The following is a 24,386-nucleotide window of genomic DNA, read 5'->3' on the forward strand; positions in this document are numbered from 1 at the left end:
AGGGCGATTCGCACCGAAAATAGATCAGTGATTGAACAATTACGCAGCGAAATGCCACCTCACTCGCAGTGGGACACCCGTCCGGTGCAGCAAACCTATATGTTTCGGTGCAACGAACCTATAGTGGGGCTCACCGAGGGCCATGTCTGTGCAACAAACCTACCACCCTGTGAAACCCCATTTCTCGCTTCCTTGCCCCCCCAAAAAGGGCGATTCGCACCGAAAATAGATCAGTGATTGAACAATTACGCAGCGAAATGCCGCCTCACACGCAGTGTGACGCCCGTCCGGTGCAGCAAACCTATATGTTTCGGTGCAATGAACCTATAGTCGTCCATGAATGGAGGTCCTTGGCAACGGTAGAGAATGCCTTCAAGACTCGCCTAGTTGAATTGTACTGTTGTCACGTCGCAACAAGTGGATGCAGAAACTTTCACATGCGAAAGTTTGGGGCGGTTATTATTCTGATTTGTCCCAACGAGAAAATCGGGCGTTGCAGTCATGCTCAGGAAGTCGCCCACCTGCTTCAAGCACTTTCTTTAGTGCTTGAGACAGTGTATGCCCGGCAACCACTCGGCGTTCGTAAAGCTCGTCCATTAACCACAGTGTGCCACGAACTTCCAGATTCTCGGCGTGGCAAGCTCGTCGTACCGCCTTATCGCCAGTGAGTAGCGTCCACCCTTGGGAGGCCGCCAAGTAGTAGCAGGACACATCGGCCAACGATGGGTTTTTAAGCGTTGCTCTTAGCCCGAAAATCTCCAAGGTCGCTTCACCGGACAGGACTTCAACCGACAGGCCGAGCGCCACTAGATCGGCACCAGGTGGGCGACGAAGCTCGCTCCACGCAAACTCCGTCGTCACAAACTGGTACGGGAGCTCAAAGACTGACTCCAGCAAACCGCCACGATGCAAGTCGATCCAAATATTGGTATCAGATACCAGGACTTTCGTAGGCATCCTTTCCCTCTTCCGGATCTTCGTTGGCCAGCACCTTTTCAATACTGTGGAGGCTGGTATTCAGTAATTCCGCCGCCCGGGAGGGAGTCACCAAGTCTTCCGCCAAGGCGCGGTAAACCATCTGGCGCAAGCGGTAAGACGATTCAGGCTTTAGCTCACGTGGCTCGCTCTTTCTCCAACCTTTGATAGAGAAGAACTTTGCGGTCGACTGGTAATAACTTTGAGAAACAACCTCAAGGTCAAACAACCGCCTTAGAATCGCTTGAATCGAAATACCCCATTCTTCCTTCGCCAGCAGGAACTCTTTTAGCAGCACCCGGTGACGGCTTTCGCCGAAAGTCTCTCTGACCTGTTCGGCTGGAAACAGAAAGGCACCAGAAAACCGGTGGCACCAGTTTTCTTCGTCGCGGGTGCCATGGACTTTCTCTGGAATTTCCATAAGCAGATGGCCTAGCTCATGTGCAAGATTGAACCGTTGCCGCTCGCCTGGCCTATTGATATTAGAAACCACCACTGCATCAGCGCCATTGTTCAACTCAGCACAAAGGCCGTCAAACTGCTCATGGGCCTCCAGCCCCACGACCTTGACGCCGTTCTCTTCTAGGGTCTCGGTCATATTGGAGATCGGGTTGGTGCCGAGATCCCATTGTTGTCGAAGCTTTTCCGCTGCTCCCTCTGCATCAGAGGGACTTCCTACGGGGATGGAGTGGAGCCAACGAGCGACCGAGTGCTCCTGAGCTTCAGAGTCGAAGAGCTCCTCCACGGAGAAATAGCGCTCCAGATGCTCTCGCACCTGCTCCTTAACGGCTTCCTGCTGGCGCTTACCAAAAGTTGAGTGCTTCCGGAAGTCGACCTCCCCAAGCTCTACATCGCTATGACGGAAAAAGTACTCGGGCTTGACACCTAGCACTTCTGCCAGCCGGATCAATCGAGTGGAATTAGGTGCATCCTTACCCTTTTCGTATTTAGAGAGTGCCTGCTTGGAGATATCTCCCAAGGCGTCCGCCACCTGCTGGAGAGACATCCCTTTCAGTACCCGCGCACGCTTTATGCGCTCATGTAGCATTTTAGTATCCCCTGGGTTGTCGACAATTAGTTATCCACAGGCTATTGACAACCTATGGTTGACATTATTGTTAAAGGTTGACTTTTTGTCAACTTCAAGAATAGACTAGCCCTAGATCTGGTAGATATATGTGAATCAGTTGGCAAATAAGGGATTTTTACAGAAGGCAGGAGGCCATGAGAATTCCCGGCTCGGGCGGCAACCCGAGCCAGGATACGCAAAAGAGGCGGACTTACCATGGCGGCCCACCTCTCTCGAGTGCTTGCAACGTTGTGATTGCAGGATGAAATGTAGTATTCGTCCCGCGAATAGTCAAGCCAGAGTTTCCAAGGCCATGCAGGTCGAGGGTAGTCTCATGGCTCGCAAAAACGACGAGTACGAGGTTATTTTTCGCCCTTACATTCGGAAGAATGGCAAGATCATTCGCCCCAAAAAGGGCAAGGTCTTCCCGATCCGGGTCCGTAAGCGGCGTTAACTGACCGGGGGGAGGGGATCATCTCTCCCCCCTCAATCAGCTTTCTCAGCACCCCAGCGGCGGCCTAAAACTTTCGCATGTGAAAGTTTTTAACCTCTTCTAAAAGGTAGATGTCATGCCATGAGCCGCGCCATCAGCCTTTCGGCATCTTCTGCGGCGGACAAAGCCACACATCCTACGCCATGACGAGCTTGGTATCCCTCATCCGCTAATAGGCTAACCGCCTGGTTGGTTGGCACCAGAATGATTGATAGATCGGGCGGTCGACCATCCAGCCTGAGGGAGTCCCGGTAGATGTGAGCAGATGCCATGGCATCCAGTATTCTGGCCTTGCTGGCGGAATACTTGCTGTCCAGACAGATAAACCGCTTGCCCTTTGAGTCATCGAATTCGAGCACTAGGTCGGGCCGGCGTTCCCGGCTGATTGAGGTGTAACCGTGAGCGTTGGTTCTCTCCATGGACGGACACACGAGCTGCGAATAGAGGGTAATGGTGTGCTCACCCTTGCGGCCCACCAGGGTTCTTTCAGCGGCTCTGGGGTTTTGACGCAATCTCCAGTCGTACTCAGGGTGCTGCGTTTCGAGCTGCTGGGCCAGCGCGACAAAGCACCACGCCTCATAAATCTCCCAGGTGGGCGCCAGGTAGTGTTGCTCATCGTCGGCCAATGCCGAGAGCCCCTGTCGCAACAGGCGGACGCCGAGGCGGTGGGTCATGCTGTAGTGAGGGTTGCCCGATACCGCGTTCAACTCAGCGGCGCTGGATTGTCGTGTATCCACCCTGCTAAAGGGCTCCTGGCGGAACAGACGGGCAAGCTGCTTCTCCACCCGGCGCAAATACTTGATGCGCCGAGGCAGACGCGGTGTCAGCTCGGTGACGGTTTCGGAAACTTGTTCGGTATAGTCGACCAGGTCGTTAATCAGCCGCTTCGCCAGGCGGCGAACCTCGCCCAGCTGGCGGGTGATCAGGCGGTTGGCAGGATTATCGAAAGTCGGCTCGTGAAACGGCACATCCAGTCGCTGTTCATGCACGTCACTCGGTGACACAGGAACGTCCGACAGCGCTGCCATCATTTGAGGGGATTGCGCTAGCTGACGCAAGGTCGTGCCGTCCACGCGACGGACTCTGGGGAGCGCGAGTTGTTCGCGTCGGCTCCGGGTACGAATGATCGGACGTTCGATGATGTGCTGTAAGCCACGCCGGTACCGTTCGATAAACTGTCGCAGACGAGCGTAGCGCAGCCATAGGGACAGCGCGGTGCCCGACGTCCCACCCAGTCCGTGTCGAGCGGGTTCGGCGCCCAGCAACAGATCCGGGGCGTAATCGACGATCTGCGCCAGATACTCTACGTACTGCTCGCGGCCGGTTTTGTGGGGCGTCGGGCCTATATCGGCGACGTAGCACAGTGGCGCGGCCCGATGGGGCAGCTCCAGCTCCAACGCCACTTCCCCGGCATAGTAGCCGGGCGACCAACACCAGTGATCGCCCACGGCATCCCTTGGCAGGGGCGCATCATCCACAAAGAGCTGGGCGCCCTCGCAAGGGCAGGCAATCCGATAGTCGCTGGCTTCTTGCAGCCCACGCAAGGTCGCCTCAGCGAACAGAACACCAACGCCTTGATGCTCACCCTCACGAAACTGAAAGACCTGCAGCTCCATATCAGCGCCAGAACCGCATCATGCCGGTGTCGGACAGATCGGTCTTCAACGCCTGAACCTTGGCCTTACAGCGTGACAAGCCGTGCTGATCCAGTACCGTCAGCGCCTGAGTCAATGCCGCCTGTAGCCGCTCACTCTCCGAGCCGCGCAGCTTGGGCAGAATGCGGGCATAAACCACATCATCCAGCGCTTCGCGCATACTGAAGTTCGGCGCCTCCCTCGCCAGTTGCAAATAGGACAACACATCCTCAACCGAACGCCAGCCAAAGTGCAGGCGCTCCGGCGCCAACGCCGTGAGCAAACCCGACAGGCATTGACGCACCTCCGCCAGTTGAGCCGGCTCCAGACCGAATTGCTCCCAGCGCGGATAGTCCGCTAAATCAATATCCCAGAACTCCAGAGTAAAGGCCCGGTCCAGCACCTTATCCGACAGGCCGTGGGTGGTTTCGTCCATATTGACCGTGCCAATAAAGGCCACATTGGCGGGAAAAGGGATGACCTTGGGGACCCCGTCAAAGGTATCGGCTTCATCATGGAGGCGCAGTTGATCCCCTGACTCCATGGAGGACAGCACTGGGGCAAAATAATGCTCCGGGTGAGACAGGTTCATCTCGTCCAGAATCACCACAAAGGGTTGCTCCGGGTGGTTGGACGCCTGCAATAAAAAGTCCAGCAGGCCGGAGCGCTCATACTTCTCCGGCACCAGCGGGTTGATGTAGCCAAACAAGGGGGAAGGGTCATACCAGCCGGGCTGCACCGCCTGCACAAATACATGGCGTGCTGGGTCGGCCTTGAACTGCTGAACCAGTGCCGCACCGTAGCGTTGCGCCAGCAGCGTTTTACCGGAACCGGACAAGCCCGCCAGAATGGCAAAGTGTCGGCGCGGGCGGGACCAAAGGCCCAGGTGAAGCTGGCTCACCAGGCGCTCGGCGAACGCGGTATCCTCCACGACAGATTGAATCAACTGAGTTTGGTCGACCGTTGCAACCGACAACGCCTCACCGCTACTCTTACTCAGCTCAGGCTCTTCTCCCAGCGATCGAACCTCCAGAAACTCCGGTTCCCAATGAATCTGCTCGACCCAATCCCGCCCGATGTCCGTCAAACGATATTGGCCATTGGCCTGCTGCTCCAGCAATTCAAAATCCCGCAACCACTTGAGCATCGCCGCCGGCGCATAAGTGGTCGTCCAGCCGGGGTTGACCTTTTGTAATAATTGAACCAACTCGGTCTGGTTTTGCTCCTTTTCTTTAAGAGCACAAAGAACATGATCTACCCCCAAGGTGCGGGTAATAAACAACGGGATCAGTTCTTGTGGGTCCTGGGTTTCCAAGAAAAGCTCGCCGCGCGCGGTCTGCGTAAATATACCGTCCTGTTCCTGAATCACATAGAATTCATTTTTCAGGATGGTGATCAAGGTGCGCAGGCTGCTGTCCCGGTAATCCGGCAACTCCGAGCGCAGATAGTCCATCAGCTCCTCGCGGCTGACGCCATCCACCACAAAGCTCAGCGCACTGATAATTGAGGCCAGGCCGCCCCGGATGCTGGTAAAACCTTTACGACGCTGTAGCGCGGGCAACGGCTTCAACGTAATCTCGCCCTGATCCGTCGTGGTTTCCGCCTCGGCTTCCGTACTGACGCTTTGGACATACTCCTGGTACACCATCCACGGCAGGGTCATACGCTCCGCGAGCAAACGGGGGCTGTCATCGGGTGGCCCCAGTAAGTCGTGCAACCGTGTCATCAAGTCCAACTGGCGTTTGACTCCCCCCGGTTTCTTTTGTTTGCCAAACCAGGCCCGGTGGCACTCGAGCGCCATACGTCGATAAGTAATAGTGGTAAAGTAGCGGGGATAAAAGGCCGCTAACACCCGAAAAATCTTCACCCAAGCAACCCGCTTGCAATAGGTTTTCATCTGCGAGACCAGGCCATCATGGAACGCCTGAAAGAATGCCAGCCGCGCCTCGGGGTCCTCCGGCACCGGACGCACGGACTGCTCCGCCACCCACTCGCAAAACTCGGGAGCCTCCAGCGCCGCACTGACGTCGACCGTGCCCATGCCGACACCGCTCACCCGGCTTTCCTCCCACAGCACCTGCTGGAACTCGCGCGTTTTTCGGGTTTCCAGATCGGCACTTTGAACAAACTCCAGAAAAGCAGTAAGCCCACTGAGCCAGTCGGGGTTGCGCTCAAAGGGCTTGATGCCTTCCAGGGTGGCCTTCAGGGTTTCGTCTTCAGTGAAATTCAACTGCGTCGCCATTGTTTACCTCTTGTTATGGGTGATCAACCGGCTTCCGTACTATTTGGATCTTCGTTGTCGCTTGGGATTTTGGGCGATTAACCGTTCGCGTTCGGCTTTGATTCGCTGTAATAGCGCTTCGGCGCTGTTTTCGCCGGACATCAGGTCCGGGTTATCGTTGCGCCATTGTTCGGTGAGCTCGCCACGGAAAGCCTTGGCCAGGATGGATTGAGTGAGGTTATTGATCCGGACCAACGCATTATTAACCTGCTTTTCGACTCGTTCGGCATAGTTGAAAAACTGATCTACTTGACGAACGATTTCGATTTGCTCCTCGACTGAGGGTAGCTTTATCCTCATTTGCTTCAAATCTTTACCGGATATTCCCTTCTGGCCCGATGTTGATTTTACGAGGGAGTAAATATACTCGCGCGCCTCTTGGCTCGCTGCAAACAATTCCAAGTATCCTGGGACGAGCTGATTATCATCTACCCGAACACGAATCAGCTTATCTGGATAGAGAAGAACAGGATGGTCAAGACTCCTTACTCGGGCGCAAACGCCAACAAAATCAACACTCCCATTGTAGCGGGTAAACAGTAGGTCATCTGGGGATATTGCATATCGCTCCTCATCTTTCTTTGAGACCTCAAGATTCCGAATATCGTCTTGGTTGACTGTAAACGGCCTTACTGAGCTTATTCTAAGAATAGGGTGACCAACCCCTTTCGCATTTGGCTTAGACGATAGCCCGTTACGCATTTCGAAAATGACTTCCGATAAACTGCGATTTATATATGGAAACGTGCAACCCTTAGACTTTCGCCACTCTTCAGTCAAATCACCTTTAACTGCTGAAGCAAGGACAGATTGGCGGAAGTGTTTTAGGATTTTGGGGATGCGTTCGAGGCGGGCTTTGGTGGCTTCCACCTGGGCCAGGAGGGCATCGAGCTTGTCGGCGATGGCTTTTTGTTCGGCGAGCGGGGGAAGCGGAACTCTAACCGCCTCCAACCCTTTACCCGTAATTTGAGGCTGCGCAGATCCCGAGATTGTGTCCTCTAAACCTCTGGCTTTAAGCACATAGTAAAGAAACTTCAGTCCGACCAGGTCAATTGGTTGATGGTCTAGCGCCATCGCATTTCCGTTTATGTAAGAGTAGGGCTTTGAGATATGTAAATTTCCGCAAGTTGCGCCACGGCAGGTGATCATTATGGTTGGACTTGCGTGAGTGTATTCACTAAAGAATCCAATTTCACCGTTAGCCCCATATACGGTGAACCCTTCTTTTAACAAAGCAGTTTTCGGAATAGTTTTCCACTGTTTTGGAGTTGTCAACTCAGCGAGTAGGGGAGCGCACCATAGTTTTGGGAGCGAATCTCCAAGGTACCCAAGACTCATTGTCCAGCCTCGCTCATACATTCGCTCAGTAGTACCCGCTGAGCATTCGCCTCCTCCTCAGCCCCCAACTCCCTCATGAGCCCATCCAGCTCACCCAACGCCTGCACAAGCTCGCTCATGGCCTCACCCGCCAGCACTTCCGGCCCCGGCAAGTTAGCGGCATCCACACTGTCTTTATCTTTCAGCCAGCTGATATCGAGGGAGTCGTCCTTGTTTTCGGCAATCCACTCACGGGAGAAACAGCGCCAGCGGCTGTGGGCCAGGCGTTCATCTACACTCTGGTTTTCTTTGGCTTGCTTGGCCTCGTCGGACAGGTCGATGTCTTCGGCGTTAAAGCTCCACTCGCCTTCGGTGCGTTTGCTGGTGCCGTCGGGCTTTTTGCCGTACACCTTTTCAAAGGGTTCTAGGTGGCCTTCAGTAAAGGGGGTGCGTTTGCCGAAGTTGGGCATATTGGTGCGCAGGTCGTATACCCAGACGTTCTTGGTGCAGTTTTCGTCCTGAATTGGGTTTTTAGCGGTGCCCTTGGTGAAGAAAAGCACATTGGTTTTTACGCCCTGGGCGTAGAAGATGCCGGTGGGCAGGCGCAGGATGGTGTGCAGGTTGCATTTGTGCATCAGGTCCCGGCGAATGTCAGTGCCTGTATTCGCCTCAAACAGTACGTTATCCGGCAAAACGATAGCGGCACGGCCGCCGGGTTTCAGGCCCCGGTAGATGTGTTGCAAAAAAGCGAGCTGCTTGTTGCTGGTTTTGTAGGTGAGGTCATCCCGAGTGATGCTGGCTTCGCCGCCTTTGGAGGTACCAAAGGGCGGGTTGGCCAAGATGATATCGGCCTTGGGCAGAGTGCTGCCCGCCTGGCCCAAGGCGTTGCCCATGTGTACTACGCCTTCGTCATCGCCTTCCATGCCGTGCAGCAGGCAGTTCATCAGCGCCAAGCGGCGTGTGCCGGGAACCAGCTCAATGCCGACAAAGGCTTTGTTCTTCTGGAATTTTTGATCTTTCGCACTCAGGTCGAACAGATCATCGGTCTGGTCTTTGATGTACTGGTCGGCGGCGATCAGAAAGCCCGCCGTACCGGCAGAGGGGTCCTGAATGACTTCCAGTGGCTGGGGCTTCAGACAGCGGACCATGCTGTTGATCAGGGCGCGTGGGGTGAAGTACTGGCCAGCCCCGGATTTCGTCTCATTGGCGTTTTTCTCCAGCAGGCCCTCGTAGAGATCCCCCAACCCGTCTTGTTTGGCGCTAAACCAATCAATTTGGTCCAGAGTCTTGATCATTTGCTCCAGATGACGGGGCTCGCGCAGCCGGGTTTGGGCGTCGGCATAGATGGCGCTGATCAGCGGGTCTTCGTGGACCTGGTTGCCCTCGCCGTCGGTGCCGGTGGACAGGCTCAGGAGTATGCGTTTGTAGTCGTTAAGCAGGTTGAGGCCGGATTTTTCGTTCAGGTCGGTCCAGCGGCAGCCTTTGGGCAGAGGGTGCTTTTTCAGGGTGCCCGCTTCAGTGTTCTCGTGGACCATTTTGATAAACAGCAGCAGCACTAGCTCGGTGACGTAGTCCGAGTAGTTAATGCCGTCGTCACGCAGGACGTCGCACAGGTTCCAGAGTTTTTGGACGATATCGTTGTTGGTCATAGTGATTCCGTTGAGTGATGCTTAGCGATGGTCGACCAGCAGGTCGCACAGCGGGGCATTGATGTAGTAGTTGGCTCGGCCAATTTTCTGCTTATCCAGAAACTGGTGCTCGACAAGCTGGTCCAGGTATTTGGTGGCGGTAATCCGCGATACATCCAGATCGCTCATGACGAACTCGATCTTTGTGTAGGGGTGATTGAACAAGTTGTTCAATAGCTCCTGTCGATAGATTTTGGGTAGCTGCGCTCTTATCCGGTGTTTGTAGTCTTTCATCAGTTGCTTGATGGCGGTGATCAGCTCAATGGTGTTCTGCGCGGTATCCGACACGCCGGAGAGCATGTACAGCAACCAGGGTTCCCAGTTGCCAGTTTCCCGTACCGCCTGAAGTTGCGCGTAGTAGTCGGCTTTGTGGTGAATGATAAAGCGGCTCAGGTAGAGCACCGGGAGGTTAAGCAGATCCTTGGCCACCAAATACAGGATATTGAGTATGCGGCCGGTGCGGCCATTGCCGTCATAGAACGGATGAATGCTCTCAAACTGGTGGTGGATAATGGCCATTTTTACCAGCGGATCGGCATCACAGAGATCATCGTCGTTAATGTAGTGAACCAGGTTGTCCATTAAACGGGCGACATCGTCTGGGTGCTGCGGTGGTGTATAGACGACCTCGCCGGTTTTGGCATTTTTCAGCTCGGTTCCCGGCAGGCGACGCAAACCGGCATTGTTCTTCTCCAGGTGCTGCTGGATCTCCAGAATATCCGATCGCCGTATCAGCTTCTGTTGGCGTACCACTTGAAAGCCTTGGCGCAGGGCGAAGGCGTAATTCTGTACCTCTTTGGTGGCCGGGTTGGTGATGCTCTCATCAAACAGGTCCGCCCGGTAGAGCTCGTCGTGGGTGGTCACGATGTTTTCGATTTCGGAGCTGTCCTTGGCCTCTTGCAAACTCAGAGTATTGATCAGGATGGCTTCATTGGGGATGGTGGCGGCCACGCCCTTGAGCTCCGCTAGGTGGCGGTGCGCCTCGGCCACTTTCTTCAGTACCGCGCGGGTTTCCAGGTCAGCAATTTGGGCCAATGGGAGGCTGGGGAGCTCGGTGGCCATGAGTGTGTTCCTGTACCGTCGGGTCGGAGTTTGGTCAGCAGACCTTATTTATGTATAGAAAACGCGATATTTTATATATTTTTTTCGGTTAATGTATACTTATTGTCAACATCTATAAACGTTTTTCAAATAGGTATAGCATTTATGCGCCTTCAGAGGACCAAATAGCATCCCCCAGCTCTTCCAGAACGCTATCCAACTGATCATCAAGGATCTTATCGAGGTTTTTGGCGCCACCGTAGTCCGCAAAGCGGTCATTGACGAACTCCCAGTCGATAATCACTTCGTGGACAAGTTGTTTGGCCAGCCGGTCCAGCCATTTACGCTGCTTGGGGTTCCACTGGTGCTGGGCGTAGAGGCGCTCCATCCCCTGCTGGACCCGTTGCTCGAATGGAATAAGGGGCTCGCCCAGGGCAGCGCGGCGGATATGGCCGATGACGCTGGCGGCAATGTCCTGGTTGGTCTGGTTGCGCACGGCGGTGCGGAGCCTGGTTTCCGAGTAGCCTGCATGGTCGAGGAGCAAGCGGATTTCCCGGAGTTGCTCGCGGGTCAGGTCGCGGGGCTTATTCACCACCACGGAAAGGGCGGCGGACTGGTTTAATTGCTCCTTGATGAACTGGTTGAAGCTGTCGAGGTAGTCAGCCGGTTTCTCATGCACACCGTAGCTCTGCTGGCGCCTCTTAAACTCATCGTCATGGTAGGACAAAACAGGCTGGCGCTCACTGCCCAGCAGGGTGTTGACCTCTCCCAGTTGGCTGACCAGCCCGGCATGCTGGCGGATGAATTCCGCCGCTTGGGTCGGGCCGAGCTCCTTCAAGTGCTTATGCAGTGACTTCGGCTCCACGCCCCAGAGCTGTTCCAGCTCGGTGAGCTTTTCTTTCACCGCCGGTTTGCTCTCGGCCTTTTTCTCCGCTTTTCGTAACACTCGCATGACTTTCTGGCTGAGCTGGCTCAGCACCACATCGGCCTGGCTTTCGCCCTGCTGCTCACCCGGTGCATTCAGGGCCCGCTCCAGCGTGGGTGGGTCCGTGAGTTCACCGGTCAGCTGCTCCAGGGTTACGTTGGGGTCTTTGACCAGGGGTTTCATGGTATTGACGTCGGCCAGGGCAGCGAATATATCCACGGGGTCGAAGATTCGAAAGACGGTTTTGCCGATGTCGTCGCAGCGGCGGGTGGCGCGGCCTATCATCTGCTCGTAAAGGATGCGCGAACGGACCCGGCGCAGGAACACCAAGTTGCAGATGGCGGGCACGTCAATGCCGGTGGTGAGTAGGTCCACGGTGATGGCGATGTTGGGGTTGCGCTCGTTCTTGTACTGTCGAATGAGTTGGTCGACTTTGTCGCTTTCGCCGGTAATTTTGGCCACAGCGGCCTGATTGTAACTTTCCCCGTACTCTTCCTTGAAGGCTTCATCCAGCAGGCGTTTGACCATATCGGCGTGCAGGTCCGTGGCGCAAAAGATCAGCGTTTTTTCATCGCCGAAGGGCTCCAGCTCGTCTACCAGCTGTTCACAGATCACCCGGTTGAAGTTTTCGTTGATGACCCGGCGGTTGAAGGATTCCACATCGAAGCTGAGCTCATCCTCCAGCTCGGCCGCTTCCACTTCACCGGTCTGGGTGTTGATGGCGCTGACCTGTTCGCCTTTTTCAAAGCGGATTCCCTGCTGCGTGAGCAGGGTTTCGTAGCGAATCGGAGGCTCGTAGTCGATCAGCCAGTCATCGGCCACGGCTTCCCGGTAGGAATAGGTGTATACCGGGCGGCCAAAGATGTCGCTGGTGTGCTTGGCGGGGGTGGCGGTCAGCCCGATTTTGATGGCATCAAAGTAGTCCAGCACCCGGCGGTAGCTGGAGAGGTACTGACCGGTATCTCGGGTGGCCAGCTCACCTTCGGTCATGTCCTGATCCAGGGTGTAACCCCGGTGGGCTTCGTCCACGATGATGCAGTCAAACTGGTCCACCGGAGGCGGGTCGTCGCTCATGAATACCCGCTTGACCATGGACTGTACCGTGGCCACCTGGATGCGGGTTTCGGCTTCGGCGGCCATATCGCCCAGTTCAGCGATGTTGTATATCTGGGATAGGGACTGATTCTGCTCCAGGGGCGCCTCTTCAAAGGCATCCAGGGCTTGTTGGCCCAGCGTTCGGCGGTCCACCAGAAACAGGATGCGGTGGAAACGTTCCGCACTCAGAAGGCGATACATCAGACCAAGAATGGTGCGGGTCTTGCCGGTGCCTGTCGCCATGGCCAGCAGTATCCGGCGAGCGTCGGCGGCCAGTGCCTCTTCGGCGGCCACGATGGCTTTTTCCTGATAGTCCCGCAGCTTCAGGTAGCCAAAGGGCTCTTTGGCGAGCTTGGCCTCGGCATCTTCCCGGCTGCGCTTTAGAAGGTCCAACAAGCCGGCGGGGGAGTGAAAGCTGGCGATGGCCCGCTTGGTATTACTGGGTTCACGGACATCCCGGAACCAGGTGCCGGACTGCTCGGCGAGCTGCTGGACGTAGGGCCGTCCGTTACAGGAATAGACGAAGGGGACCTTATAGTGGCCGTCTGCCTCATCCGGCCAAGCAATGGTGCGGCCCTCCAGCTCCCAAGCACCCGCCAGAGGCGGCGCCACCTTTACCCCCCGGCTGTAGCGCTCGGCCTGACCGATCTTGCCGGCGACGTTTTTGTTCTCTTTTTTGGCCTCGACCACCGCGATGGGCGTCAGGCCCGCGAACAACAAGTAATCCGCGGGGCCATGTTGGGTGGGCCACTCGGCAATGGCTTTGTAGGAGCCTTTCTCAGGGCGTGCGCCTTTCTGATAGGTGAGATCCTGGCTGTCGGCGTCCCAACCGGCTTCCACCAGTTGCTGGTCGATCAGGATGCGGGTCAGCTCTTCACTCAGGACAATGTGCTGGCTGGCTGCATGAGTGCGCCTGGAGACCTTTTGCCGCTCAGCTGACTGCGCTTGCGGACCCTGTGCTGCAAGCTGTGCCTGCAAGTCCCGAATTTTCTGTTCGTAGCCGGATCGCTGTGCCGCCAGGGACACCTCGTGAGCTTTGGCTTGCTCGGCGAGTGCTCGGGACTCTTCGTCCATCGCTACCGCCAGAGCCTCGTATTCCTCGCGCTCCTGGCTCACCAGTTCATTGAGTTGCTGGCTATCCTCCAGTTGGATATTGGTCTGCAGCAGGTCGTGTTTCAGCTTCTCAATATCGTTTTGCAGCTGGCGCAACTGGCCACTGGGGTCGCGTGGTGGGGTAAAAGGCCCGGCTTTGAACTTGGTCCCCGCCTTGCTGAACGAGTCGTGAAACCAAATGGCGAGCTCGCGAGCAATTTTAAGGCCGTCCATGGCCTCTTTGTGGCGGGTTTCGAACTGGTGGGTGGCCTTGTTGCCCTCGATCCGCAGGGTGTGAAACATCTCCCGCACCCTGGGGTCCAGCCGCAGCTCGCGGTTTACCCGGTAGAGGAGCTCCGATTGACTGGTTTCGCGGTCAAAATCAACCCCGGAACGCGCGGCAAGATTCTGAGCGAGGGCTTCGCCGAGCTGACGCAGTTTGATCAGGGTGGTGTTGGGGTCGCTGGAGAAGGCGCGCTCGGCGGCGGTAGCCAGCTGGACGAACAGGGCATCGTGCTCTGCGAGAAAGCCGAAATTCACTGAATCCGTGTTGTGCTTGTTCTCCACCGGCTAGCCCCTGTTCCGTATTCTCGCGAACGCCTCATTTTGGAGTGGCTGATCACATATTTTGACGCATTAAGTGCTTTGTCGCACCGAGACAAATGATTGGCGCCCAGAATAACCTATGATCTCAGTCCGTGACCAGACCACTCCAAGCCCTCAATGACACGGTGTTATCCCCAAATTCCACAGCCCCAATACTATTTGTCATCTTTCACTATTTGAACCCTACTTGTATAACTACTTGCCAACCCTCAACAACCTGAATAAGTCGTTATAAATCAATCAGTTATCAATCACATGAGCCCGGAGTGCGTAACCGAATGTACAAATACCCGTAATCAAATATACAAACAAGGTGTAAACGATTGTACAAACGGCACAAATCCAAGCGTAACTGAATGTACAACCAATAATCTCGTATCCCCAAAGTTATCCACAGGACGGTTTACGCCCCCTTCTCACCGGAGACGGCAATTTCAGTAGAGTAAAATGCTTTGCGTCAGCGGAGTACCTGCCAGACAGTTCTGGATAGACAAGTTCAACACGCCTTAACACCCTCAAAAACCTCGACCGAAATGCCCTCAGTGACTGAGTTTGTGAACCAAACTGGTTTCGCAAGTTAAGCCAGCCAACACGAATCAACGGGCCAGATATTGAGCCCGACCTCCATGAGATCCACAGATATACATCCAGCGCTAGTGGCGACCTAAGGCTGGTCAGTACCTCAGGTTTTACCGGCATCGCGTTTCGTAGCGCATCAGCTAGAAAATCCCCGCTTAACACTATTCGTGCCGGCCAGAACCCGCCTTTTGGCACTTTTTTCGATATTGATTCCTTCACCGGAAGGTGGTTTCTTATCGATATAATCCTGTTTCCTTCCTGATGCCTAATGCAGATGATGCAATGAGATAGCGCTAAGATCTGCTTTCGAATAGCCCTATAGTATTCTGCACTTTTGGGTGTTCGAAGTGCATCCAATACCTGTGCTATTGACCCAAGATCAATTTCAGTTGTTTTCTTCACACAGCCAACTGTGGTTATCAGTATCAGAAGAAATCGGCAAAAAATACCATATGGCATTCCATAGTCGTCATGGCAGACGACAGATACCGAATCTCGTCCATTCTCTCGAGAAAACGTATCCCCGCCTTGACCTGAGACTATAACCTCCGGGAACGGCGAAACCTTACAAATGAAGGTGGGTGCGAACAGAAGGCGCCGATTGGCCATAAATTCGCTTAGGCTTTCCTCTCGGAGGGAAGCAACTGTTTTCATAATGTTCTCGCATCAACTCTCTAACGGGAACAGCTATAGTAAACAGCATCGTATGGTTGTTGGCCTCGGTTTCTCGCCCATTTTGGGTGCTTTACGCGACCTAGTGGTTAATTTTTTCTCATATCCTCATTTTTTGTCTATTGGACGCTCTTAGTCGCGGTTTCCCGCCCAAAATGGGCGGGAAACCGAAGCAAACTGATAAATTATTTCTGAGATAATTAAACCCTACTTACAACGAGAGGGTAACCTTATGGATACAAATGATCTGATTAGCTCCCACCAATGCGCGGAGCTACTGGGAGTTAGTTTGTCCTACCTGTACAAACTTACCAGCTCTAGAAAGATTCCCTACTATCGCCCAAACGGAAAGAAAATCTACTTTCTACGGCCGGAAATCATTCAGTGGATAACGCGAAATAGAATTGAGGTATCAAATGACTGAGAATGTAATGAATATTGAGGACAGACTGATAGATGAGCAAGAGCGCCGGAGAATCACCGGGATCAGCAAAACCACGTGGTGGCGAAGAGAGCGTCAGGGGCTTGTACCTAGAAAAATTCGTGGAATAAGAAAGGCTCTGTGGAGGCTATCCGATATACAGTCATGGATAAAAAGCATCTGACAATCTGAGAGCCAGATTTTCTGACTGCGATCAAATTCCCAAAAAATAGGTGGCCTCAATGGCTACCTTTAAACTTTTTGTAAGCCAACCGCTCAAGACGGTCGCCATGAACTATTCCGAGAACACATACCACCGTGAGAAACAGGATGAATGATAGATAGGCTGTTAGCGCTAAGGTCATGGACATATGAATATACGTACCCGGTAATTTCCAAATATTCTGAGAGTTGGACTCTCTCAAGTCAACTGCGGCAATCCGAATTCTCTTCTGGATCTAGCCCCCCACTCTGACGTCAATTGTACTACTGGTACAATGCACCAACGGAACAATTTACGATCCTCGTGCCATTTCGGTGAGGTTATTGGTGACTATCGTTCGCTTTCGGGTTATCAAACCGAGTCAGAGCTCTGATTCACCTGGCTTACCGGCTCCTACTCAATATTCGGGGCTTGAATATAGATTACAATTATCTGAAATTTCACATAAGCGTGGAGTGTCACGATGTCCTTAAGCGAAAGTCAAATGAGAGCCTTTGAAAGATTAGACAATCACGAGACGGCATTTAGGTCTGAGGAAGGTCAGCTTTATTCAGAGCTAACCAAGCTAGTCGTAGACTTGATAGCTGCCAACAAGGAAATGGAGAATATTATTGCTCTCAATGAGCATGCCACGACAGTTAAGCCAAAAACAAAAGCAGATCACATCGAGTACGCCAGGTCGTTTCTCGTCTTAACTATAGTGTTTGCATATATGAAGAACGAAAGCTTGGCGAAGAGCCTCCTAAACCTCAGCCCAGGGCAACATTTTGCCATACAACTTTTTCGCAACAATGTTGCTCACGAAGGCCTTCTCATTCCAACCAATGCGGCAACTTTCAAACGAGATGACTACCTACTCGTTTACAGTGGTTTTGCTATCGCAAATAGTAATATTTTTGAAATGGCGGGCAAGCTGACCGACAACGGAGTACAAAGGGATATCAAGAGGTTCAAAACGAAATCGCCAGATTTGATTCAAAACAAACACTCTTGCAAGGAAGAAGCTTTTAGAAGCTATATTTCAGGGTTTAGTTGCGGAAAATATACTTTCACCACGCCTCTTTTGTGTGACATATACTTCCGAATCGAGAGTCAAATTAGAGGCTACTTGAAAACTGACAGTCCAGATTTACTGAAGGTGCGAGATATTAGAATTAAAGAAGGGTGGAGAACTGTCGAAGACTTTTTGGACAGGCTGGGCTCCCTAGACCAACAAGAATTTCCAGTCAAATCCAAATAACTTGGTCACAGCGACAGAAACCAATCTGGCTTTACCGTCACTTTCTCTACCAGCTCAGTGCTCACCCCGAGTTGCAGCTCCTTTAGCTTGTCTGCCAGCTGCTCACCATCGACCAGATCAATAGGGGCAACACCGTCCCGGTTAGCTTCATCGATAGCGGCCTTGGTGAATGTACCCGTTGTGAGAAAAAGTCCTCGGTCTGACCGACCAATCGTCGCGCCTCGGAAGTCCCTGATCTCTCCAGCCCCCACGGAGCCTTTGTATTTCTTACATTGAAACGCAATATGAAAGCTCATCAATCCATTAATTCTAGCTATTCCACGTCCATCAATCCCTCCATCTCCGGTACGTCCAGTTACTTCGACATGGATGAATCCCGACTCCCGTAGAATTCTCTGTGCTAACCTCTCAAAAGCGGCTGGCTCCATTTTATCAATCAAGATCTCGTGGAGCATTTCTCTCCACTCAGACGCCTCGTCTGGGTGCGACTGCATATCGTTGGCCCCACCTTCGACCTGCGGGGAGGATCGCTTGCTATCCATCGCCCTGACGAGTTGGACAACCTCAGAGGGATCAACATGGGGTTGCTGCCTGCCATGGTCGGTTAGAGCCCATACACCACGAGAGGAGTTTTCAAGGTATCCCGCTTTTTTCAGGTAAGTGCGTGCCCAAGCGAGACGGTATGCAATTTTTGTCTGGTTGGAACGCTCCGGGTTCTGCATCTGTGACAGCACGTCATCTGAGAACCCTTCCTGCTCAACAACAGCCTCATACATTTCATCGACTGACGCAGAGCCCCCGAGATTGACCAGAGCCGCCAGCAATGGGTTCATTAGTTGATCAAAGGTAACCAGACCGTTGTCGATAGTATCCTTCAATTTCAGTCTCTCGCGCGAGTGGGTTGATATTTGGGCGCCGCCCAGATTTTCCGAAAGACTGGCATGTAAGCAGCCATAAATCAACCAGCACTAAACCGAAATCTAGGCATCAAGGGTATAGGGTTCGGAACGATTTCGGGACCTCTACCAGAAGACTTCTACAGTCGGGTACCCATGTAATCTAAGCGTGTCTGATACCCCGAAGCAATGTCGTAACGTGTCAAATGAAGCGTTAGAACACCAGGGAAGCGCTCTTGAAGCTCGGGAATTCGGGGTATCAGACACTCCCTAGGACTGTCGCGTCAATTACGTCCTGCATGCCTACTCGCTCCAACCCACTGGTTCCAACGGGTTTATGTAGCTAACGACACTGCCTCGGAGAACCTCCAGAGGAGGACGTTTGCCGGAGCGATAGCGGCGAACCTCAATAGTTGGTGCACCAGAGTCCGTGATCACAACGGTATGACCCGATGTTTCGACGCGTTGGATATAGGCCAAAGGCTTTAGCATGAATTCGGATTTTGGAATGTACAAATGGGACATTTTTCACCATCGACGTGAGGTGCAATCAGAACAACCTTCCGGAGATCAGACTACACCAAAACGTCAGTTACTCTCCACATTACTATCTATGTGGAGAACTGCTCGGGTTCTCCACCAATTTATAACAGTTAGCGAAATATTGAGCTGGCGGAGAATGCCCACCCGATTCCGCATCTATGTGGAGAACCGGAGCCCCGTTCACCATGTCACGACAATTGAAAGGGATCAACCGAAACCACGTCTGTAGTTTAGGCCGCGAGTTCCAGCGGATAGCAGACACAACTGCCTGAGGTTTCGACATAACGGATATAAGGATGGCTATCGCACGAACTGGGAGTTTGATTTGTACCAACGAGACGCTTTTAACCATTGCCGTGCCGTTCAATCAAGCCAACTCTCCGGAAACCAAACTACACCACAATGCCAGTCACTCCCCACATTACTATCTATGTGGGGAACTGCTCGGGTTCCCCACCAACTTAAGGCGGTTAGCAAAATATCGAGCTGGTGGGGAACGCCCTCGGGTTTCCGCATCTATGTGGGGAACCCGACCCCAATTCCCCATGTGGCGACCATTCGAGCGGAAACTGCCAGGGCCGTTCCCCACATAGATGCGGAACCGGGGTATCATTCCCCACCGGTAAACACCAAGAGCCGAGATCAAAATTCTGATAAAATCGGTGACAGGTCACTAAAACGGTGAGTAAACGGCAAAATCTTACCCACAACACCCGCAACCTGTTGTTTTTATTAATATTTTTTCAGCACTCAACAAACAGATCCAGAATATTGAGTAGCCTGCCTGAGCAGTGCTACTCAAACAACGGAGCGAGACTAATACGTCGGTTCATCCGAGAACGGCTTGGGCCCAATCAATGCCTGGTGCGCTGATGGAGCCTTTCCCACTCTTCCTCCAAGGTATTATCGGGCATGGTTTCACCCGCCCGGCGGTACCAGTAGTTGGCGTTTGCAAGATCCCCTTCTTCCCGGTGCAAGTACGCATGGATCAAACAGGACAGTGAGTCACTATTAGCCTGCACCAGGCTGTGGGCTTTGTCCCACTCCCCGGCGCGAGCCAATTCCAGAGCGCGTTCTTGATCAGTCACAGTGTCATCCTCCCCAATCGTTTCGTCGTCAGGAGAAATGATACGCAAGCCCGCCTTTTATGGCGAATGCGTCGCTTCCATCTGCTCGCGTTCAAGGTCCAGCTGGGCGAGCGCCTGCTCAGGTGTCATGCGCTGTGCGGGAGTCATGAGGCTTACCGCAACGCCCGTCGTCAACGCCGCGACCACAGCCGGAATGACCGGGTTGCCCCAGAACGCTGTGAAGGACTTCATAACCATCAGCGAGGCGACGGCGCCACTCACCAACGAGGCCACGGCGCCCTGCCAGTTATACCGTGGCCAGAAGCGACCGAGCAGGCCTACCGCAAACATGCCCGCCATTACGGTGGAAATCATGCCGGTGATATAGCCGATCAAATCGTCAGAGAATGAGGCCATCAACCAGGCGGTACCGATGACCACCACCAGACCCCAGCGGGAATCGCGCACCACCGAAGCCCGCGGCGGCATTCGGCCGGTGACCATCACGAACAGGTCGCGCATGAGTACCGCCACACCCGCCATAGCGTCGGAGCTGGCACTGGACATGGTGGCCGATAAACCGGCGATCAACACGACCAGGCCCACCCCCACCGGCAATACTTCCACGGCAATAAAGGGAAAGGCGAAATTGCGATTGTCGAGCTCGGGGTTCAGAGCGTAAGCGCCCATTCCGATAATGGCGGGCACAAAGGAGAAGAACAGATAGAGGGTGCCGGAAATAAAAAAGGAGCGGCGCACCGCCCCAACACTCCTGGAGGAATAAATCCGCTGACGAAACGAGGGCGTCGCCAGAACGCCCACCGCAATAACCAACACCAGCGAAAGAGCGGGCAGCCCGCCGATGGACTCGCGCGCAAGGGTCGTGACGTTATCATCAGGCTGAGCCGCCATCAGCGCCTCCCAGCCTCCGACCGCATGAACGGCCATGGCCGCCATCAACAAAAAGCCACCGAACAGAACGATCGCTTGCAGGGTGTCGGTCCAGACCACCGCCCGGTAGCCGCCGACGATCACATAGACCGCAAAGCCCAACGCCACAATGGTGCGCGCCCAACTGAGCTCAATATCCGCAATCCAGGCCAGGTACAAACCGCCCCCTAAAATGTGCGCCCCAAGCCAACCGATGCAGGCCAGAAAAATCAGAACCGCCACCAGGTTCTTCACCAACCGGTTGGCACCCACGTAGAACGACAGCTCCTCGCTCATGGTCATGAAGCGCCAATCGCGCACCGGTGCAAACCAGAGCGCGAGCAACAATATGCCGATAGCACCACCCATACCGTACAGCGCGCCGGCCCAACCGTTGGCATAACCAAACCCCACCGCGCCCATTGAGGAGCCGGTGCCGACCATGGTCGCCACGGTGGTGCCGATCGTTAAGAACACCGGCAGGCTTCGGCCGGCCAGGAGGAAATCCTCACCGCCTTCATGGCGACGGGTGACCCACCAACTGAGCCCGATCAGAAACACAATGTAGGCGGCAAATACACTGAGAAACAACGTGGGGCTCATGCGTTATCCGCTTTGTAGCACACCAATCCCACTTCCACTTTGCAATCCACTACCAGATCGCACACCGAGCAGATGCGGGCCGGGGGGTTAGCTCCGAAATTTTCCTTGAACACTTTGTTGAACGATTGAAAATAACGGGCGTCGGTCAAAATCACCGTGACATGCACGACGTGCTTCGGGCCGTAACCGGCGTCGCGCATGATCGCAAAACAGTTATCGATCGCCAGTTGGGACTGCTCGACAATGCCGCCTTCGACCACCTCCCCGTCGCGCATGGGCGTCTGGCCCGAGACGTACAGCCAACCATCGGCGCCTGCCGCTTTGGCGAAGGGCAGGGCCTGGCCACCGGTACCCACACCACCTTCCGCTCCGTATCGTTCAATACTCACGCCTGTTCTCCTCCGTTAATGATCTCGCAACAACATTCGCCCGTTTCGGGCCAGTCCGGTTTTGCCGGGCTCATAACTCCGGGTGCCATTGACCCATACCGCCTCAATACCGCGAGCGGCCTGCTGCGGCTGCTCAAAGCTCGCCGTGGATTCAATGCGTTCAAAGTCCAGTAGCACCAGGTCGGCGAAGGCTCCTTCTTTCACCACCCCGCGATCGCGCAGCCGGAACTGTTCGGCGGATCGCCCCGACATCTTGTAAACGGCCGTGGCCAGATCGAACAGCTTTCGTTCGCGGCAGTAGTGCGCCAACACTCGCGGAAAAGCGCCCCAAAGACGGGGGTGCGGGTGTGGGTCTTTGGGTAGGCCATCGGAGCCGATCATGGTCAGTGGGTGACGCAGTATCGTTTCCACATCATTCGGGTCCATGCAGTGATAGACCGCACCGGCCGGCTGCAGCTTTTGAGCCGCCTCCTGCAGTGACAGCCCCCACTGCTCTGCAATATCGGCGAGCGGGCGGCCACCCTGCTCGGGGAAGGGGCGGGACCAGGTGATGGTCACTTCACTCTCCGGCGTCACCTGTTCGAGATCCAGGGTGCTGGAGCTGGCGCTGTAGGGGTAACAATCGCAGGCAACCCGTTGCCGCGAGGCGGCGCTTTGCAGATGCGACAAGACTTCGCCACTGCGACCCCAGTTACCCTTGCCGGCACACTTCAGATGCGACACCACCAACCGAACCTGCCCTTCCCGGGCGGTCTCGAGCGCTTCATCCATTGCGTCAATGATCTGATCAAACTCGGTGCGAAGGTGCGTCGTATAGATGGCATCAAAGGCGGTGAGCTCTCGCACCAGCGCCATCACTTCCGCGGTGTCCGATTGCTTGGCATTGTAATAGGCGAGCCCCGAACTCATACCGATGGCTCCCTGCTCAAGCGCGCCTCGCAGCTGCTCGCGCATGGCGACAATTTCAGACTCAGTAGCCGTGCGCTGCAACTCGCTCATTTGCGTCACACGCAACGCCGTGTGGCCAATCAACGCCGCCACGTTAACCGCCGGCCTAGCGGCTTGTACCGCTCGGGCGTAATCAGAGAATTGGGGAAACCGAAAGTCGGCACGCTCGCCGAGGAGGTTCAACGGATCGGGCGGCTCGGAACCCAGTTTGACGGGGCTGGCGCTGATGCCACAGTTGCCGACGATGACCGTGGTCACGCCCTGGCTCAGCTTCGCCGTCATTTCCGGGCGGTGAATCACTTCCAGGTCGTCATGGGTGTGCACATCGATAAAACCGGGCGCAAGGTACAGCCCCTCGGCCTCAATCACATTCCGGGCGGGTGCATCGATGTGTTCGGCAATACGCACCACACGCTCGTTCTCAATCGCCACATCGGCACGGTAGGGGGGTGCGCCGGTGCCATCCACCACCTGCGCGCCACGAATCAGCGTGTGATACATCATGACTAGCCCATTGACAGAGCCGGCTCAGTCCCCCAGCGGCAGACGATCCTGTCCGCGTTTGTGGCTGTCCAGCGTGTGTTTTATTCGCCGCAACGCTTCCCGGCTTTTGCGCTTATGCTTGGCCGCCAATTCCGTGGCCAAGACATCAATGGCCGCGAGCATCACATAGCGGGATGCACTCGGTTTAAAAATATAATCGGTCTCCAGCGGCTGCATCGGAATCAGATGATCCACCGCCTTACCCAGGGGCGAATCCGCCACCGTAATCCCGATGGTGCGCGCGCCATACTCTTTCGCAATTTCCGCCGCGTCCTGCACATCCGGACTGTAGCCACCGAGCGACAGGCAGAGCACCACATCGTTGGTATCAATGGCCGACGCCGCCATGCGCATCAACATCGGGTCCGAATAAGCGGTGGCCGCGAAGCCCAACCGAAAAAACCGGTGCTGACACTCCTGCGCCATCACCGTCGAGCCGCCGCCCACCCCGAAAATCAGAATCTGACGGGACTTCGACAACCACTCCACCGCCGGGCGTATCACTGCCTCGGTCACCAACTGCGCGTTGTGATCGAGCGTGGCCTTGATGGTCTCGTACACTCCATAAATACCACCCGGCTCGGGACGCACCTCGGCATAAAACCGCTGCCCCACCGCCTCGGCCTGAGCCAGACGCATCTTCAAATCCCGCACGTTCTTGCACTCAATGGCCTTGGCAAACCGGGTGATCGTGGCTTCACTCACCCCGGCCCGCTCCGCCATCTCACTGATACTGGCCTGAGCGGCAAAGCTCATATCATCCAGCACCAGCCGGGCAATCTTCTGTTCCGCATCGCGCAAGTGGCTGTACAGGGCGTTGATCCGGGAAATAATATCTGGCTCGTGACTCACGGGCACCGTCCTATCGTTATCAGATCGTTCGTTTGAGATCGTCGCTCCAGGATTCACCGACATCGCGCTCCCGAAGCCCCTGCGCCGATCATACGAAACTTGAGCTCAGTATAGGTACCGTGTTTGTTATTTTCAATACTTGACTTTGATTTATGGTAATTTCTATCATTGAACGCAAGGTATGGTGCCAATAGAAATTTTCGGCCCGGAGTGGGTAGCACCGATTCGGACCCGCATGAATACATCCATGTAGCTCTGCGTCGG

Annotated in this window: 17 protein-coding genes; 2 read left to right on the forward strand and 15 right to left on the reverse strand. The window is 54.7% G+C overall.

Going from position 1 to position 24,386, the window contains the following annotated elements:
• Positions 1-459: 459 nt before the first annotated feature.
• The 9 genes from G547_RS0110870 to G547_RS24055 all read right to left on the reverse strand — a co-directional run bounded on the left by G547_RS0110870 (position 460) and on the right by G547_RS24055 (position 15,449).
• Positions 460-957, reverse strand: a complete 498-nt coding sequence (locus G547_RS0110870; RefSeq protein WP_027329884.1) for a PIN domain-containing protein — start codon at positions 955-957, stop codon at positions 460-462.
• Positions 932-2,023, reverse strand: coding sequence for a helix-turn-helix domain-containing protein (locus tag G547_RS21040; protein WP_084645904.1), 1,092 nt, complete (start codon positions 2,021-2,023; stop codon positions 932-934). Before G547_RS21040 ends, G547_RS0110870 begins: the two co-directional genes overlap by 26 nt.
• Before the next feature lie 588 nt (positions 2,024-2,611).
• A complete protein-coding gene (locus tag G547_RS0110885; protein WP_027329885.1) occupies positions 2,612-4,153 on the reverse strand; it encodes a DUF2357 domain-containing protein in 1,542 nt (513 codons plus the stop codon).
• 1 nt (position 4,154) lies between these two features.
• Positions 4,155-6,413: an McrB family protein gene (locus G547_RS0110890; protein ID WP_051235262.1), complete on the reverse strand. Its 2,259-nt coding sequence runs from the start codon at positions 6,411-6,413 to the stop codon at positions 4,155-4,157.
• A 39-nt stretch (positions 6,414-6,452) separates the two neighbouring features.
• The gene (locus G547_RS21045; protein ID WP_051235264.1) at positions 6,453-7,790 is read right to left on the reverse strand and encodes a restriction endonuclease subunit S; all 1,338 of its coding nucleotides are present in this window, start codon (positions 7,788-7,790) and stop codon (positions 6,453-6,455) included.
• Positions 7,787-9,418, reverse strand: a complete 1,632-nt coding sequence (locus G547_RS0110900) for a class I SAM-dependent DNA methyltransferase (protein WP_027329887.1) — start codon at positions 9,416-9,418, stop codon at positions 7,787-7,789. The genes G547_RS21045 and G547_RS0110900 overlap by 4 nt, the downstream gene beginning before the upstream one ends.
• A 21-nt stretch (positions 9,419-9,439) precedes the next feature.
• Positions 9,440-10,519 carry a Fic family protein gene (locus G547_RS0110905; RefSeq protein WP_027329888.1) on the reverse strand — a complete coding sequence of 360 codons (1,080 nt, stop codon included), beginning with the start codon at positions 10,517-10,519 and terminating at the stop codon, positions 9,440-9,442.
• Between the two features lie 142 nt (positions 10,520-10,661).
• Positions 10,662-14,177, reverse strand: a complete 3,516-nt coding sequence (gene hsdR / locus G547_RS0110910; protein WP_027329889.1) for a type I restriction-modification system endonuclease — start codon at positions 14,175-14,177, stop codon at positions 10,662-10,664.
• Between the two features lie 426 nt (positions 14,178-14,603).
• Positions 14,604-15,449: a replication protein RepA gene (locus G547_RS24055; protein ID WP_084645906.1), complete on the reverse strand. Its 846-nt coding sequence runs from the start codon at positions 15,447-15,449 to the stop codon at positions 14,604-14,606.
• Between the two features lie 250 nt (positions 15,450-15,699).
• On the opposite strand from G547_RS24055, the gene G547_RS24060 reads away from it, so the two are divergent.
• Together G547_RS24060 and G547_RS0110920 are read left to right on the forward strand one after the other, a co-directional pair.
• On the forward strand, positions 15,700-15,891 hold the full coding sequence (locus G547_RS24060; protein ID WP_084645909.1) for a helix-turn-helix domain-containing protein: 192 nt from the start codon (positions 15,700-15,702) through the stop codon (positions 15,889-15,891).
• A 683-nt stretch (positions 15,892-16,574) separates the two neighbouring features.
• Complete coding sequence (locus G547_RS0110920) at positions 16,575-17,351, forward strand: hypothetical protein (RefSeq protein ID WP_027329891.1); 777 nt, start codon at positions 16,575-16,577, stop codon at positions 17,349-17,351.
• 5 nt (positions 17,352-17,356) lie between these two features.
• Here the strand turns inward: G547_RS0110920 and G547_RS0110925 are convergent, their stop codons facing one another.
• From G547_RS0110925 to G547_RS0110950, 6 genes are all read right to left on the reverse strand, one after another.
• Positions 17,357-18,229 carry a restriction endonuclease gene (locus G547_RS0110925; RefSeq protein WP_245573464.1) on the reverse strand — a complete coding sequence of 291 codons (873 nt, stop codon included), beginning with the start codon at positions 18,227-18,229 and terminating at the stop codon, positions 17,357-17,359.
• 1,415 nt (positions 18,230-19,644) lie between these two features.
• Positions 19,645-19,878 carry a hypothetical protein gene (locus tag G547_RS0110930; RefSeq protein ID WP_027329893.1) on the reverse strand — a complete coding sequence of 78 codons (234 nt, stop codon included), beginning with the start codon at positions 19,876-19,878 and terminating at the stop codon, positions 19,645-19,647.
• Between the two features lie 57 nt (positions 19,879-19,935).
• Positions 19,936-21,390, reverse strand: coding sequence for a sodium:solute symporter family protein (locus G547_RS21050; protein ID WP_051235268.1), 1,455 nt, complete (start codon positions 21,388-21,390; stop codon positions 19,936-19,938).
• Positions 21,387-21,779 (reverse strand): RidA family protein, encoded by a 393-nt coding sequence (locus G547_RS0110940; RefSeq protein WP_027329894.1) that lies wholly within the window; start codon positions 21,777-21,779, stop codon positions 21,387-21,389. Before G547_RS0110940 ends, G547_RS21050 begins: the two co-directional genes overlap by 4 nt.
• A gap of 15 nt (positions 21,780-21,794) precedes the next feature.
• Positions 21,795-23,231, reverse strand: a complete 1,437-nt coding sequence (locus G547_RS0110945; protein WP_027329895.1) for an N-acyl-D-amino-acid deacylase family protein — start codon at positions 23,229-23,231, stop codon at positions 21,795-21,797.
• Positions 23,232-23,255: 24 nt separating this feature from the next.
• Positions 23,256-24,122 (reverse strand): MurR/RpiR family transcriptional regulator, encoded by an 867-nt coding sequence (locus G547_RS0110950; protein ID WP_027329896.1) that lies wholly within the window; start codon positions 24,120-24,122, stop codon positions 23,256-23,258.
• Positions 24,123-24,386: the final 264 nt, after the last annotated feature.

It is taken from the genome of Marinimicrobium agarilyticum DSM 16975 (assembly GCF_000423345.1).
Classification (GTDB): domain Bacteria; phylum Pseudomonadota; class Gammaproteobacteria; order Pseudomonadales; family Cellvibrionaceae; genus Marinimicrobium; species Marinimicrobium agarilyticum.

What these genes read in the sequence shown, in the direction of transcription:
- G547_RS0110870 (WP_027329884.1), bottom strand. Translation starts at nt 957, where the DNA reads ATGCCTACGAAAGTCCTGGTATCTGATACCAATATTTGGATCGACTTG.
- G547_RS21040 (WP_084645904.1), bottom strand. Translation starts at nt 2,023, where the DNA reads ATGCTACATGAGCGCATAAAGCGTGCGCGGGTACTGAAAGGGATGTCT.
- G547_RS0110885 (WP_027329885.1), bottom strand. Translation starts at nt 4,153, where the DNA reads ATGGAGCTGCAGGTCTTTCAGTTTCGTGAGGGTGAGCATCAAGGCGTT.
- G547_RS0110890 (WP_051235262.1), bottom strand. Translation starts at nt 6,413, where the DNA reads ATGGCGACGCAGTTGAATTTCACTGAAGACGAAACCCTGAAGGCCACC.
- G547_RS21045 (WP_051235264.1), bottom strand. Translation starts at nt 7,790, where the DNA reads ATGAGTCTTGGGTACCTTGGAGATTCGCTCCCAAAACTATGGTGCGCT.
- G547_RS0110900 (WP_027329887.1), bottom strand. Translation starts at nt 9,418, where the DNA reads ATGACCAACAACGATATCGTCCAAAAACTCTGGAACCTGTGCGACGTC.
- G547_RS0110905 (WP_027329888.1), bottom strand. Translation starts at nt 10,519, where the DNA reads ATGGCCACCGAGCTCCCCAGCCTCCCATTGGCCCAAATTGCTGACCTG.
- G547_RS24055 (WP_084645906.1), bottom strand. Translation starts at nt 15,449, where the DNA reads ATGAAAACAGTTGCTTCCCTCCGAGAGGAAAGCCTAAGCGAATTTATG.
- G547_RS24060 (WP_084645909.1), top strand. Translation starts at nt 15,700, where the DNA reads ATGGATACAAATGATCTGATTAGCTCCCACCAATGCGCGGAGCTACTG.
- G547_RS0110920 (WP_027329891.1), top strand. Translation starts at nt 16,575, where the DNA reads ATGTCCTTAAGCGAAAGTCAAATGAGAGCCTTTGAAAGATTAGACAAT.
- G547_RS21050 (WP_051235268.1), bottom strand. Translation starts at nt 21,390, where the DNA reads ATGAGCCCCACGTTGTTTCTCAGTGTATTTGCCGCCTACATTGTGTTT.
- G547_RS0110945 (WP_027329895.1), bottom strand. Translation starts at nt 23,231, where the DNA reads ATGATGTATCACACGCTGATTCGTGGCGCGCAGGTGGTGGATGGCACC.